14 protein-coding genes and 1 pseudogene are annotated in these 13,611 nt (G+C 47.1%); 9 read left to right on the forward strand and 6 right to left on the reverse strand.

What is annotated here, in order from left to right; translation table 11 throughout:
* Positions 1–3: 3 nt before the first annotated feature.
* Positions 4–639, reverse strand: a complete 636-nt coding sequence (gene emtA, locus ETA_RS10795; RefSeq protein WP_042958955.1) for a membrane-bound lytic murein transglycosylase EmtA — start codon at positions 637–639, stop codon at positions 4–6.
* Between the two features lie 192 nt (positions 640–831).
* On the opposite strand from emtA, the gene ldcA reads away from it, so the two are divergent.
* The 3 genes from ldcA (at position 832) to ETA_RS10810 (ending at position 2,912) form a co-directional block, all read left to right on the forward strand.
* Positions 832–1,776 (forward strand): muramoyltetrapeptide carboxypeptidase, encoded by a 945-nt coding sequence (gene ldcA / locus ETA_RS10800; RefSeq protein ID WP_012441665.1) that lies wholly within the window; start codon positions 832–834, stop codon positions 1,774–1,776.
* Positions 1,773–2,447 carry an MBL fold metallo-hydrolase gene (locus ETA_RS10805; RefSeq protein WP_012441666.1) on the forward strand — a complete coding sequence of 225 codons (675 nt, stop codon included), beginning with the start codon at positions 1,773–1,775 and terminating at the stop codon, positions 2,445–2,447. Before ldcA ends, ETA_RS10805 begins: the two co-directional genes overlap by 4 nt.
* Before the next feature lie 219 nt (positions 2,448–2,666).
* A complete protein-coding gene (locus ETA_RS10810) occupies positions 2,667–2,912 on the forward strand; it encodes a DinI-like family protein (RefSeq protein WP_012441667.1) in 246 nt (81 codons plus the stop codon).
* Positions 2,913–3,154: 242 nt separating this feature from the next.
* Here the strand turns inward: ETA_RS10810 and ETA_RS10815 are convergent, their stop codons facing one another.
* Together ETA_RS10815 and ETA_RS10820 are read right to left on the reverse strand one after the other, a co-directional pair.
* Entirely contained in the window at positions 3,155–3,442 is a 288-nt protein-coding gene (locus tag ETA_RS10815; protein WP_042958957.1) for a phage holin family protein, read from the reverse strand.
* Complete coding sequence (locus ETA_RS10820) at positions 3,429–3,809, reverse strand: putative holin (protein WP_012441669.1); 381 nt, start codon at positions 3,807–3,809, stop codon at positions 3,429–3,431. Before ETA_RS10820 ends, ETA_RS10815 begins: the two co-directional genes overlap by 14 nt.
* Before the next feature lie 1,174 nt (positions 3,810–4,983).
* On the opposite strand from ETA_RS10820, the pseudogene ETA_RS10825 reads away from it, so the two are divergent.
* Together ETA_RS10825 and ETA_RS10830 are read left to right on the forward strand one after the other, a co-directional pair.
* Positions 4,984–5,991, forward strand: a pseudogene (locus tag ETA_RS10825) (hypothetical protein).
* Positions 5,981–6,370 (forward strand): hypothetical protein, encoded by a 390-nt coding sequence (locus ETA_RS10830; protein ID WP_042958958.1) that lies wholly within the window; start codon positions 5,981–5,983, stop codon positions 6,368–6,370. Before ETA_RS10825 ends, ETA_RS10830 begins: the two are co-directional and overlap by 11 nt.
* Positions 6,371–6,411: 41 nt before the next feature.
* Here ETA_RS10830 and ETA_RS19960 read toward each other — a convergent pair whose 3' ends face one another.
* The gene (locus ETA_RS19960) at positions 6,412–6,522 is read right to left on the reverse strand and encodes an antiterminator Q family protein (protein WP_231853277.1); all 111 of its coding nucleotides are present in this window, start codon (positions 6,520–6,522) and stop codon (positions 6,412–6,414) included.
* A gap of 561 nt (positions 6,523–7,083) precedes the next feature.
* Between ETA_RS19960 and ETA_RS10835 the strand changes: the two genes are divergently transcribed.
* Genes ETA_RS10835 through ETA_RS10845 form a run of 3 tightly spaced genes read left to right on the forward strand, consistent with a single transcriptional unit; the run spans position 7,084 to position 10,098 of the window.
* Positions 7,084–7,368 carry a GtrA family protein gene (locus ETA_RS10835; RefSeq protein ID WP_231853330.1) on the forward strand — a complete coding sequence of 95 codons (285 nt, stop codon included), beginning with the start codon at positions 7,084–7,086 and terminating at the stop codon, positions 7,366–7,368.
* An 11-nt stretch (positions 7,369–7,379) separates the two neighbouring features.
* Positions 7,380–8,354: a glycosyltransferase family 2 protein gene (locus ETA_RS10840; protein WP_157861798.1), complete on the forward strand. Its 975-nt coding sequence runs from the start codon at positions 7,380–7,382 to the stop codon at positions 8,352–8,354.
* Complete coding sequence (locus tag ETA_RS10845) at positions 8,341–10,098, forward strand: hypothetical protein (RefSeq protein ID WP_157861799.1); 1,758 nt, start codon at positions 8,341–8,343, stop codon at positions 10,096–10,098. Before ETA_RS10840 ends, ETA_RS10845 begins: the two co-directional genes overlap by 14 nt.
* 554 nt (positions 10,099–10,652) lie before the next feature.
* Here the strand turns inward: ETA_RS10845 and icd are convergent.
* Positions 10,653–11,903, reverse strand: coding sequence for an NADP-dependent isocitrate dehydrogenase (gene icd, locus ETA_RS10850; protein ID WP_012441677.1), 1,251 nt, complete (start codon positions 11,901–11,903; stop codon positions 10,653–10,655).
* A gap of 103 nt (positions 11,904–12,006) precedes the next feature.
* Here icd and rluE point away from each other — a divergent pair, with 103 nt between their 5' ends.
* Complete coding sequence (gene rluE, locus ETA_RS10855; protein ID WP_042958962.1) at positions 12,007–12,663, forward strand: 23S rRNA pseudouridine(2457) synthase RluE; 657 nt, start codon at positions 12,007–12,009, stop codon at positions 12,661–12,663.
* Between the two features lie 607 nt (positions 12,664–13,270).
* Here rluE and ETA_RS10860 read toward each other — a convergent pair.
* Positions 13,271–13,417 carry a hypothetical protein gene (locus ETA_RS10860; RefSeq protein ID WP_157861800.1) on the reverse strand — a complete coding sequence of 49 codons (147 nt, stop codon included), beginning with the start codon at positions 13,415–13,417 and terminating at the stop codon, positions 13,271–13,273.
* Between the last annotated feature and the right edge of the window lie 194 nt (positions 13,418–13,611).

Consider the following 13,611-nt stretch of genomic DNA (forward strand, 5'->3'; position numbering starts at 1 on the left):
GGATCAGATTGTACGGTAGACGGTGGTCACCTTCCACAAATAGCGCGGGGCCTGGGGAGCCGGATGGTTCTTCTGCACATGCTGATAAAAAGCCTCCGGACTTAAAGCGTTAATCATAGCGATTGCCTGACTTCGGTCCCGCGCGAACGTGCGCAGTAACGCACCAGCGCCGTTAGCGTATGAGACAATTGTCGCATAACGCAACGTTTTGGGATCGCGAATACCGGCCAGGTGCTGCCGCTGCAAGATACGCAGGTAGGCCGTGCCGATATCAATATTTTTCACCGGGTCGCGCAGCTCGGCTTTTGTCGGCTGCCCTGCCCGACCTCGAGCGCGATAAACTTCGCGTCCGGCCGTAGACGCTTTAATCTGCATCAGTCCAACCGCATTCGATTTACTGACTACCGTTGGATTACCGCCCGACTCGACGGCAATAATTGCTTCGACAAGCTTCTGCTCCACCCCGTTTTGCAGCGCCGCCTGTTCCGTCATCATTGACCACGCCGACGCAACCATTGCCGGAGGTGCCTGAGTTAAGGGCGTATTGGGCCTGAGGGCGATCTTCTTTTCTGTCTTACCGGCACAGCCTGCAAGCAATACTATCGCGACGACCGTCGCCACCTTCACGCTTTTTCTCACGCTTTTATATCCTCTACGCCTTAGCCTGGCACCTATCATACGGCTTAGCCGCCATCAGGAAATTACCGTTAATCTTAAATTGTGCTATGGGCTGATGACTTCGCCGCTCCGATTCGTCATCATCAAAGAAATCTGACAGCGCCAGACGGCAAAAAATTCACGCCGCGCAAAATAAAACTTTCAGGGAGCATGATGTTGATTACACCTCGAACCATTCATCTGGTCGCCCCTTCTGGCTACTGCCATAACCCGACAGCCGCGGCACGCGGCATAGCGCGTCTGCGGGCGGCTGGGCATCGGGTTGAAGATAACGGCATTATCGCCAGGCGCAAGCAGCGCTTTGCCGGCGATGACAGCCAGCGCCTGAATGATATTAACGCGCTGTCGCACATGGATACGCTGCCGGACATTGTGCTGGCAGTACGCGGCGGCTACGGTGCCAGCCGCCTGCTGCCAGACATCAACTATCCTGCGCTACGCCAGCGCCTGCACAATGCGCCGCTGGCGATCTGCGGCCACAGCGATTTCACGGCAATTCAGCTGGCACTGCTGGCAAAAAGTGGCGTACAAAGCTTCAGTGGGCCCATGCTGACAGGGAATTTCGGCGCCGAGGTGTTATCTGAATTTACCGTTCGCCATTTTTGGCAGGCGTTGACGGAGCCTGAACTGAAGATCAAATGGCAAACTACACCTCAAAAGCTTCAGATCAACGGCACGCTTTGGGGGGGGAATCTGGCAATGATTGCCTCCCTCACAGGCACCCCCTGGATGCCCGATATCCAACAGGGTATTTTGGTAATTGAAGATGTTAATGAGCACCCTTTCCGCATTGAACGTATGCTGCTTCAGCTGCATCAAAGCGGTATTCTTGCCCGTCAGCGTGCCATCATTACCGGCAGTTTTAGCGGAGCCGCGTTAAGCGCCTACGATAACGGCTATGATTTCGCCAGCGTGTGGAACCTGATACGCGACCTGACCGGAATACCGGTGGTGACGGGCCTGGCATTTGGCCACGATGCCGATACCGTTACGCTGCCCATCGGCGCACAGGGCCTGCTGGCGGTTAACGAAACGTCCGCAGAGCTGCAGATATCAGGGCACCCGGTGCTGCCGCGATTGCAGGAGGAGTTGGCATGAAACAGCTGTATGAAGATCTGTGGATTTGTACCCCTGAAGCTAACGCCAATAAGATTGAACCAGAGCTGATGATGCACGGGTTCTTACTGCAACATTTGCGCGGCAACATCCTGATATCTCGCGCGGACAATCCATTAGATCACGATGCGATTGCCGATAGTGGCGGCATTATCCGCCACTATCTGACTCATTGGCATGAAGCTGGGCCGGCAACCCGTCAGCTACAGCAACGCTTTAACAGTGCTTTGTATTGTCATGCACGCGCTCTTGGCCATGTCAGCCGCTATGCCGAGCCTGATGCGACATTCACTAAGGCAGAGGTGCACTGTGGAAGCTTTCATGTCGTACCGACACCGGGACACACGCCCGGCAGTACCAGCTACCTTTACGCTTCACCCTATGGCAAAACCTATCTTTTTGTCGGCGATACCGTCACCCTGTCGCATCATCGCTGGATGACGATCCGTGCTGCCGAAAGCAACGAGCACGACCTGCATCAAACATTGAATTTCTATCGGGCGCTGCGCCCGGACGTTATCATGATGAGCAGTACGGTTGGGCATCCGGGATGGCAAGAGGTTGATTTGCGCCAGTGGCTGGCATTGCTGGGCGAAGCGGAACATAACCCACGCGATCTCTGCCTTAGCCAGGCATCAAACGACGGCGGCTAGCGCTGGGTATCTCATCCTGACAGACGGGATCGTTAGCGCTTTTCACCCGATGACTTTCGCACACTTTTAACCACCACTGCCGTTTTACCACCTGCCAGGGCAGTAGCGACAGTGCGCGGCCCCCTCCCCGGCCTTGTAACACGCATAAATTCTAAAATAGTCATTGAACATGGATGCACATGCCTGTATTTTTATACAGTTATAAAATAAGGAGTAATCATGTTTGTTGAACTAATTTATGACAAGCGCAACGTCGCCGGGTTGGCTAACGCCGAGCAGTTAATTCTTAGCGAGCTGGAAAAGCGGGTTAAACGGGTATTTCCGGATGCGCTGGTCAAGGTAAAGCCAATGCAGGCTAACAGCGTAAAAAGCGATGCCAGCAAAAGCGATAAATCCACCCTGCTGCGTATCATTGAAGAGATGTTTGAAGAGGCAGATCAGTGGCTGGTATCAACAGAATACTAACCGCCTAATCACGCCAGTAGCAACCATAATTTCGTTATTTTTCATGAGTATATTGCCATCTTCATAAGCAGTCATGCCGTTATGCCGGCGATTACAGCCTGTTTTTTTGGCACCTTCAGGATGATTAACGAGAATTCTTGTTTACTCCCAAGAGTGTGGGTCAGAAATAGTCTGTTGGCCGCTGATATATTTTCTATAAAACGCATATGAGCACTCCTATCAAGCCAGCGCGTTCGTTTCATTCACCGGCGGGGGCGCAATACGGCAAAAACGATTGCCACATTGCCTTTGGCCCGGTACACCGCGGCACACAGGATCATATTGATAATCATAACGGCCCAATGTGTCTGAGAATAATCGTCTAACAGAAAGCGAAAGGGAACGGATGCGTACGCAAGAACGATCAGATAAGCCAGCCACGATGCCCAGCATTGATGTCTGGCCCCCGGCTTACAGAAAAACATCAGGCGAACCACTATAGCTGTACAAAGCACGACATTAATGATGACCATGAGATCATTTATTACCATGTGAGCCTCCTTTCCGACGAGTGAACCAGCTCCAGGGGTCCTGTTGGCTGAAAAAAGTCAGCGTTTTAATGGCTAATGCAGAAAGTAGTACCGCGCCTAAACCATCCAGCGGCCGTTCGCTATACCCCAGGATTTGCTCCAACTTTGCACCGACCAGTCTGGCACCGTATACGCCCACTATCCATGAGACCAGGAAATAGGCGGCACGTCTGATGACCTTCATATAGGCCGCCGTGGTCACATAAAATACCGCTCCGGCAAAAGCGCCAAACAAAATACAGTAATCCGTGCTGTCTGTACCCCCGACAACGCGACCGACGGCCGTTATGAGGCTACCCTGATTTAATGCAAAAAATGATGCTGACATATTGCCCCCTCTACCATTCCAGATGACTTTTCAGGGATAAAAAAACCCGGCTTACGCCGGGCCTGGTGGCAAGGTTCTGTTCCCTGTGAAACTGCCATTTAACTAACATTACATCGCATTTTGCGTACGCGTGAGGAGTCAGACGGAAATTCGCTTAAAGCCCCCTCGTGTTTTCACCATCTGTCCCCCTATGCTCATTTTGGGCTGAGGAGAACCGGGACTCAGTTAGCTAATCCTCTGTCTGTGAGAAGTCAACGCTCAGGTTTGTTACTTGAAGAGCTGCTGGCAAGGTGCAGAGACAGGATCCGGAGCCAGTATATGATCCCCCTCGCCATCAATATCACCCGGCCAGCGGTCATAATACACGTTCAAAACCCAGATTTTAGTACCCCCTCCCAGCAAAGATATCAAACCCGGAACCCTCGGCAGAAATTGAAGAAGGTCGGGATCACGTCATCAGGAAACGTCCCCCGGTGGCGTTCCTTTACGACGAACTCCACGGGGAGATAGACAGGCATTACCCAGCTGGCCAGTGGGTGCTGGTCTGGGTAAGTATCGACAAGTTTGATGGACGGGCAGCAGAGGATTAACAGCAAGCTGCCGCGCAGGGTATTACACCAAATTGATGATATTGGTATTTGTCAGAAACAAACCAGAGAACAAGAGCCGAAGTGGATTCATTGTCTCTGCTGCGCGTAACGAGTTATACAAACTAGTTTAGCGCCCCCCATGCCTTAACTTTCTCTACCCCCGGTATTTTGCCAGGATTTTATTTCATCCAATCTTTGCTTTCATCTAAGGTTTGCCAGATATTCAGCCGACCTCCAGTGTGTATTGCTGAGGCAGCAAAGAAGAACATTCGCGCCCCATGTCATATCTTTCTGTTTTAACATGTTTTTTATCCGTTCTGCATCTGATGACACACAGATAACTCCCACTCAATTTAACAGCTGTACTATTACATCCTTAAAAGTAAAAAACCCCGGCAGAGGCCAGGGCTGTGAATTATTACGATGATAAACTGTTGTCGTTGTCACCACTCTTAACACGTTACAACACCTTTTGCGTAACGCAGTAGAATTATTTACTATTGCCGTACAACTGCCTTTCATAACGGAGCATTATGGCAAGCTGATGCCACGCTTTTGCACAGATTCAAACGGAGAACGGATGCATGGCACGTCAGATTGCACCAGGTTACAGTGTTGTGGAACGCCCGGGAACCTTGATTTCCAGGCACGGGAGCTGTTCAGGGATATCCGTTCCCCTGCCGCCAGCCTGTTTATGAAACTCAATGCGGATACCTGGTGGCTGAAACCGGGTCAGATAGTGATAGTTGCCGATCCGGATACCACGGCACCGGTAACAACGCAGATGCTGCACAAGCTCAGGCAGGCAAAACAAAAACCAATAACGCCCTTATCGGCGTCAGTGCAGAGGATGCCAGCTTTCTTCAGAAGCACTACGGCATGATTGCCGGGCTGACCAGCGCCGGTGATAAAATTTTTGGCACGGCAGGAGACGTGGGCGAAAAATACTTTTCTGCCATTGAGCAGACCCTGAAGAAAATCGAAGCCAGCTATCAGAACCAGTACCGCACACAGGGCACGCTTATCGGCCAACAGTTTTTGTTGAGCGCAATCAGCTACTGAATCAACTAAAAGAGCTGGTCAACAAGCCGCTGGTCAAATCCCTTGCCCGCCATTCCGTGAAATTCAGACCCTACGAAGATATGCGCAGGGCGTTAAACCTCTCCAGCCGTTTGATTGTGCATGAATGGTCAACGGCAGGTGTGACTGGCATACCGGGTTATTCCACCTATGTCGGCAATGCCGCAAAAGCCGCTCGCTTTCTCAAGTACGGGGGATATATCGGCATTGGGTTCGCTTTTGCCGGAACGACTAATGATATAGCGGATGCCTGCACCAAAGGGCGTGAAGGTGAATGCGGGAATATCGCTTTTAAGGAATACTCAAAGTTTGCCGTGACTACCGCCGGGGGCATGGCAGGCGGAGTCTATGGCGGTGCTGCAATGATGGGTATCTGTACAGGTGTAGGGATCGCCACCGTCGGTGTGGGGGGTGTTACATGCGCAGCCGTGGGTTCAATGGTTGGTGGATATATGGGGAGCACAGGCGCAGAATCAATAATCAAAAAAGTAATAGAATATTATGATAACTAACAAAATATTAGCTCATGCTGCGCTATTTTTTGGACTGGCTGGCAGTGGCCTGATATTCATCTCATTTTTAATCTATGCAGTAAAAAGACAAGATTATTATAAATTAGTCTCATCCTATAGGAAAAAATACACATTCCCTGCCCCATATTCTTTCTATCATATGGTCGGTTTCTTTGGTGCCTTTCCGGTGATTCGATTCTTTATAAAATTAAGCCAAAGAAAGAAAGTTATTTTTATGGTCCGCAATGATCCGGCATATTCTTTCTTTGATGATAATCAAATCCAAATACATATATGGATGAGGTTCTTTTCTTTCCTGTGGCTTGCAGCGACGGCGTGCCTTATCACTTTCGCTTTTTTCGGCCTGCTTTTGCCTTGATTACAACAGTGGCCCTCATTAGAGCCACTGTTTCGGCAAAGTTATTCCATATCAAGCCTGACATCCAGCATCGACAGGCAGCCCTGGATAAACCCTTCTGCCATCTTGAACTTTATCCTGATTATCCCTCTGGCAGCATCAACTTGCGCCACGGCACGCGCCTTAAAATATCTTTTATTAATCCATACCAAGAACCTTCCTAGCTGTAGAAACCAGATTCAGACTGACCAATACAATAACGATCGTGGTAAAGGTTGGGTTGTTGTCTCTTTATAGTCTGGTTGATTTTAGTCGATTTTGAAGGGGGGATGTTGCAGAAAAGCTAAAGCCAGATGTAAGCCATGGCAGGAACGGTAAACTTCCGCCACTCAGCAAACTTACATACGCTTGATCATTGAATATAAAAACTTATATTTCAAAGACTTACATCAAGATATTAGACATTCAAAGTCTTAGGTTAGAAAAAAAGCTATTTATTTTAGGGTCTTCCCTGAGCTTGCTCCAAATGGTATTATCACTCGAAATTTTAAGAATAGTCTGCTATTGATTTTGATGGTTTGCATAGGGCATCTAAACGCACCATAACAAAATCATTAAGTTTAATCGGTTGAATGGAGTCATTGGTGCTAAACAGTACTCAACTACAAGCCGTTAAGTATGTATTCGTAGGTTTGGCGAACACGGCTTTAACGGGTACGGTTATCTTTATTCTGATGCAGTTCGGCGTTGGCGTATACCCCTCCAATGCTTCTGGTTACATCGCGGGTATTCTTTTCAGTTTTCTTATGAATGTAAAGTTCACGTTCTCAACCTCGTTGAGCTTAACGAGGTTCATAAAATTTATATCAGCTTGCGCTATTTGTTACATTTTCAACCTGATTGCAATGAAGGTATTTTTACTATTCATGCCTGAGAGTGTTTATGCTGCGCAGTTTATAGGCATGTTTTTTTACACAGCCATTGGCTTCATTCTTAATAAGTTTTGGTCGATGAAATGAATGAGATTATTATGGAAACTATGTTATTCAAGACACCATCATTAGCAATTGTCGTACCTTGCTACAACGAAAAGGACGCTTTCCCCTATTGCCTCGATGGACTCACTACAGTGTTATCCACCCTTATCTCCAAAGGAAAGATCAGGGACAATAGCTATGTTCTTTTTGTAGACGATGGCAGCAAAGATAATACTTGGGAGCAAATTAAGTCTGCATCACGTAAAAGCACTTTTGTTCAAGGTCTGAAGCTATCTAGAAACCGTGGCCATCAGATAGCCCTGATGGCTGGTTTATCAAATGCTAATACAGACGTGACTGTAAGTATTGATGCAGACTTGCAAGATGATATAAGTTGTATTGAGAAAATGATCGACAAATACAGTGAAGGATTTGAAATTGTTTATGGAGTACGTGATAACAGAGACAGTGATTCAGCCTTCAAAAGAACAACGGCAAATAAATTCTACTCATTAATGAATCGGTTAGGTGTTAATCAGGTTCCCAATCATGCGGACTTCAGGCTTTTGGGACGTACCGCGCTTACGGCCTTAAATAAATTTAAAGAGCAAAACGTTTATTTGAGAGGGCTGATCCCCTTGCTTGGCTATAAGTCCACTAATGTTTATTATAGTAGGGATGAAAGAGTCGCGGGCGAATCGAAGTACCCTTTAAAAAAGATGGTCGCACTAGCGCTGGAAGGAATAACATCGCTTACAATTACCCCATTGCGAATGATCGCCATGGTTGGAATTGTGACATGCTTAATATCTTCAATTGCAGCCATCTATGCAGTCATTGAGAAATTGCAAGGGGACACAGTTGCAGGATGGACCTCTGTCATGATTGCCATTTTTTTCCTTGGTGGCGTCCAGATGCTTTCCCTGGGTATTATTGGTGAGTACATTGGTAAGATTTATATGGAAAGCAAAAATAGACCAAAATTCTTTATCGAAGAAAAAATAGGTAGTAAAAATGAAATACAGTAAGCTCTCATTTTTTATTCTATTGTCATTCGTTTTATTGGCAATAATTGTCCAGACCTACGCATTTATAGCTCATGAACAAAACATTTACTATTGGGACTTCAACGGATATTGGAGGTTATGGGAAGAGTTTTGCGCCACATTCCCAAATGAGCCTGTCAACTCAATACGGACGGTATTTCATTCTGTCAGACATGATGACTATAACTCACTGCCTGTCGCACTCACATCATGGTTCTATCTTTTTCATTTACCATCAAGGCTGTCTTATATCACTTCATTAGCTGTCATGTATCTCTTCCCCACGGTGATACTCTTTCACTTACTATGCAAACGCTTTTCCGACAACAATTCTTTCACGTGGTTGTTACTCACTTGCATCTTACCTTTAACCTTTGTTGAGTTTTGGGCACCTACCATGAAAGGGTACCCTGACATATCAGGGTTGATTCCCATCATTGCAGCACTGTTATATGTTTCGAAAAATGATCTCGGTGATAAAGTGAGAATCAAAAAGGCTCTGGTGACGGGGTTGCTTTTGTGGTCTCCATTCTTATTGAGAAGATGGTACGTATATACAATTGTATCATTGTATCTGTCATTGCCTGTGCTTAATTATTTCATCTACAATAATACCAAGCATAGTTTTGGGCGTGTAATAATTACTGTTAAAAATTTTTTTGCAGCTGGAATTGTCTCCGTATCGCTCACCTTGATATTTCAAGGGGCATTGATTAGAAGAATAATAAAAACTGACTACGCCACCATGTATTCTGCTTATCAGTCTTCTTTGGCCTATTCTATTGAGAACCTTTACAACCATATAGGTTTGTATCTGTTACCCTTTTTTATCATTGGATTACTGTCTATTTTTTGGCGAAAGGACAGAAATGGAAAGCTCCTTGTCATATTTTCCACCTTCAACCTAATCTTTAGCTTCCTTTTTTTTACGAGAACGCAAAGTCCCGGCGTACAGCATTGCCTTCCATTTGCGCTTTGGACATTAATAATCATCACCTTTGGATTAAAAGTATTATTACAGCTCACCATTAACAAGGTTTATCAATGCTCAGTATTCGGTATTGTCCTTGTTTCATGTGTGTTCATTAACTACGCATCCCTCTTTAGCGCAAATCAATATCAACCATTTGGTCAGTTCTTACCCAACAAATCTCTGCCTATGCATGTTGATAACTTCAATAACTATGTTGAACTCGTCAAAACTATTGAAACGCTCACGCAAGGAAAAGATAAAGTCACGATACTTAGCTCAAGCTCGGTACTTAATGACGATATGATAAACACTATATCCTACCGAAAGTTAACTGGAAGAATAGCCTATGCCTCCCAGGTTGATCTCAGAGATGGTATTAACGTCGAATCTTTACTTTCAAAATATTTCGTTGTAGCGGATCCGGTTCAAACACACCTATCGCCGGATGGACAAAGAGTCATCACTATACCGGCAAATGAAATTCTTTCGGGTGTCGGAATCGGTTCCTCTTTTAGGAAAATCGGTACTGGGTTTAAACTATCAAGTGGAGTAACCGCATATATTTATGAGCGCACTCGTCCTTATACAGATAAAGAGATAAAAAATTTCCTCTCTCTCTTCTTCGAGCATTATCCTCAATGGAAAGAAATTTACGATAAAGAATTTTATCATAAATTTATATCGGCAGATGGTGATGTTTGGGGCGATTTTACCATCTCTGAAGATGCTAAAATAGTAGCTCACCCTGGATAGAATCTACCTACCACAGCATGATAGATGCTCACTGGGATTAGCGCGCTATTTTATACTCTTACAACACTATCAGCTTGCAACAATGCTGATAGTGTTGATATAAACCAGCAACAATAAAGTTCAAACCAGTAATATATAAGTAAGTCGTTTGCGTAGTCGTAAGTGATCAGACCGGCGCGCCAGCGCCTGGCATAACCTGCATTATTGCCCGAGTCACCGTAATATCCGCGGCCAACGAAGACACGACCGTATTTTCAAATCCTATATTTTTGTGCAACCACCGTTACAGAGTAGGTATAAACAAAGAGGAGTTTGCCCAGAGACTGGCCGATTGTATTGGACAGGCAAACTGGCCATAGCTTTAGAGCTTTCTAGAACAATCGTTCTGATTCATTCCTATTGGGAACAAAATCTTATAAAACCGAAGAAAGATACTGTGTCGGAGTGAGGGGTTTTAATAATTTATTTTGATAAAATTTTGATAACTATTAACAGGCTATCAAAAAAAAGGGGAGCGCTATGCTCCCGTTAACAAATTTTTCAAGCTACCGCACTTACATATGCTTAATCATTGCATCACCAAACTCTGACGATTTCAACAGCTTAGCGCCATCCATCAGACGCTCAAAGTCATAGGTCACGGTTTTAGCGGCGATTGCCCCTTCCATGCCTTTAACAATCAGGTCGGCCGCTTCGGTCCAACCCATATGACGCAGCATCATCTCGGCTGACAGAATAACTGAACCGGGGTTCACCTTATCCTGACCGGCATACTTAGGTGCAGTACCATGAGTCGCTTCAAACAGTGCACATTCGTCACCGATGTTGGCACCCGGAGCAATACCAATACCGCCAACCTGTGCAGCCAACGCATCCGAAATATAGTCGCCATTCAGATTCATACAGGCAATGACGTCATACTCGGCAGGACGCAGAAGGATCTGCTGCAGGAAGGCATCAGCAATCACATCTTTGATCACGATCTCTTTACCGGTGTTCGGGTTTTTAATCGTCTGCCACGGGCCACCCTCGATCGGCTCACCACCAAATTCTTCTTTCGCTAACTGGTAACCCCAGTCTTTGAAAGCGCCTTCGGTGAATTTCATGATGTTGCCTTTGTGAACCAGGGTTACGGAATCACGGTCGTTGGCGATAGCGTATTCGATGGCGGCGCGTACCAGCCGTTGAGTGCCCGCTTTCGAGCAAGGCTTAACGCCGATGCCGCACTCTTCTGGGAAACGGATCTTCTTCACACCCATTTCGTCACGCAGGAACTTGATCACTTTATCTGCTTCTGGCGTACCCGCTTTCCATTCGATACCCGCATAGATGTCTTCGGCGTTCTCGCGGAAAATCACCATGTCAGTCTCTTCCGGGCGTTTTACCGGGCTTGGCGTGCCGGTGTAGTAACGAACAGGACGCAGGCAAACGTACAGATCTAACTGCTGGCGCAGGGCAACATTCAGGGAACGAATACCGCCGCCTACTGGGGTGGTCAGTGGGCCCTTGATGGCAACGCGATATTCTTTAATCAGGTCGAGGGTTTCTTCTGGTAGCCATACGTCCTGGCCATAAAGCTCTACTGACTTCTCGCCGGTGTAAATTTCCATCCAGGAAATTTTACGCTCACCGCTGTAAGCTTTCTGAACGGCGGCGTCAACAACTTTGATCATCACCGGAGACACGTCAACGCCAATACCATCGCCTTCAATAAACGGAATGATAGGATTATTAGGTACGTTGAGTTTTCCCTGATCCAGGGTGATTTTCTGACCTTCCGCCGGAACAACTACTTTGCTTTCCATTAACCTCTCCTTCGAGCGCTTTTTTTTGTTAATGACTTGTAAGATGCGCGTCAATACTACTCGAATATTGCCGCCACGCCAATCATCTCCGGTTTGCGGTATAATGCGCCTATTGTTCCTGGGTGCAAAGACTATGCGAAAAATTTCCTTTACTCATCATCATTCTAAGCGTAAGCCTCAGCGCCATACAGCCAGGCCGGCTGATAAAGGCCCCCGATGCGTGGTGCTGTTTAACAAACCCTTTGATGTGTTACCCCAATTCAGTGATGAAGCCGGTCGCCGTACGCTAAAAGATTTCATTCCACAGTCGGGTATCTACGCCGCAGGCAGGCTCGACCGTGACAGCGAAGGTCTGATGATATTAACCAACGATGGTACGCTTCAGGCGCGGCTCACACAGCCGGGCAAGCGTACTGGGAAAGTCTATTTTGTGCAGGTAGAGGGTTGCCCGCACGAAAATGATCTGGTGCCGCTACGTGCTGGAGTCGATCTCAAAGATGGCCCGACCCTGCCGGCAGAAGTAGAAATAGTGGCAGCTCCGGACTGGTTGTGGGATCGTCACCCCCCTGTGCGTGAACGTAAAGCTATCCCCACCAGCTGGCTGAAAATAACGCTTTACGAAGGACGTAACCGCCAGGTCCGACGTATGACGGCCCACATCGGTTTTCCGACACTGCGCCTAATCAGATTCTCAATGGGTACGCTTCAACTTCAGACGCTGGCCCCCGGAGAATGGCGCGATATCAGCAGTGAGATATAGTTTTTTAGTCGCGCAATGCCGCGTGTATCGATTTATCCCCCAAGATTTAATACATAGAAGGTGCAATTATGAGTGAAAATGCACCTTAAAGTAGGGATAAGGTGTTAATTAACGGACTCTGTCCTGGTATATCTATCCTTATATGACATCGTGTGCGACTGGAAAATCGGTAATGAATTCGTTCATTTTGACTTGCCAACGTGGTGAGATCGGGCATGACACTCATCAAGCCTGAGTGACCGGGTTGTGACCGATTCCACAGGTATTATCCGGTTTTGTTGCCCCCACGGGAGTCCTTCAGCCGTTACTGGATCATTGCCTGGCTCGCAGTCGTAACCACATCCTTTCATAGATGAAAGTCGCCCAGGCTGAGGCCCTTTTCTCGCAATATCTCAAGGCAACATCACTTATGCTGACAGCCCTATTCCGATAAAAATGCGGGAAAGATTATCCAGCGGTTGTCCGCATTTTTCATCTGAATTGGCGAAGCCCGGCCTGAAGCAAAGACAATCAATCCCAGGTATGCCGATGATGCTGAGCTCTTGAGCAGTAAAGGGCTGGCTGGAAAAATCCGCAACTCGATAAGGACGGTTTTTGGTTCCAGCCCTTATGCGGTGGATGATCTATGGATCTCTGACGACATTATCGGGAACAGGTTGTTTACCTTGAGCGGGATCATCCCTTTGTCTTCATTCATCTCCACCGGGAACCCCGTGGCTCGATGTACACCATCGACAAATGTACCAAGGTTCATGGCGCTGCCAGTGACCGACTGAGCATGACCGTGTGCAAATAGCTGGACAGGACCCCGCATGGCCATCGGCATGCTTAGGACGAAGGCCCGAAAACGGGGGTGTTGATCCGTTATTATTTCAACGGTCTATACAGCGTGCTTGTACGCAAGCAGCTCCACTGGATGCCACACGATGCATCGCTGACCCATACTGC

Source organism: Erwinia tasmaniensis Et1/99 (genome assembly GCF_000026185.1).
Lineage (GTDB): Bacteria > Pseudomonadota > Gammaproteobacteria > Enterobacterales > Enterobacteriaceae > Erwinia > Erwinia tasmaniensis.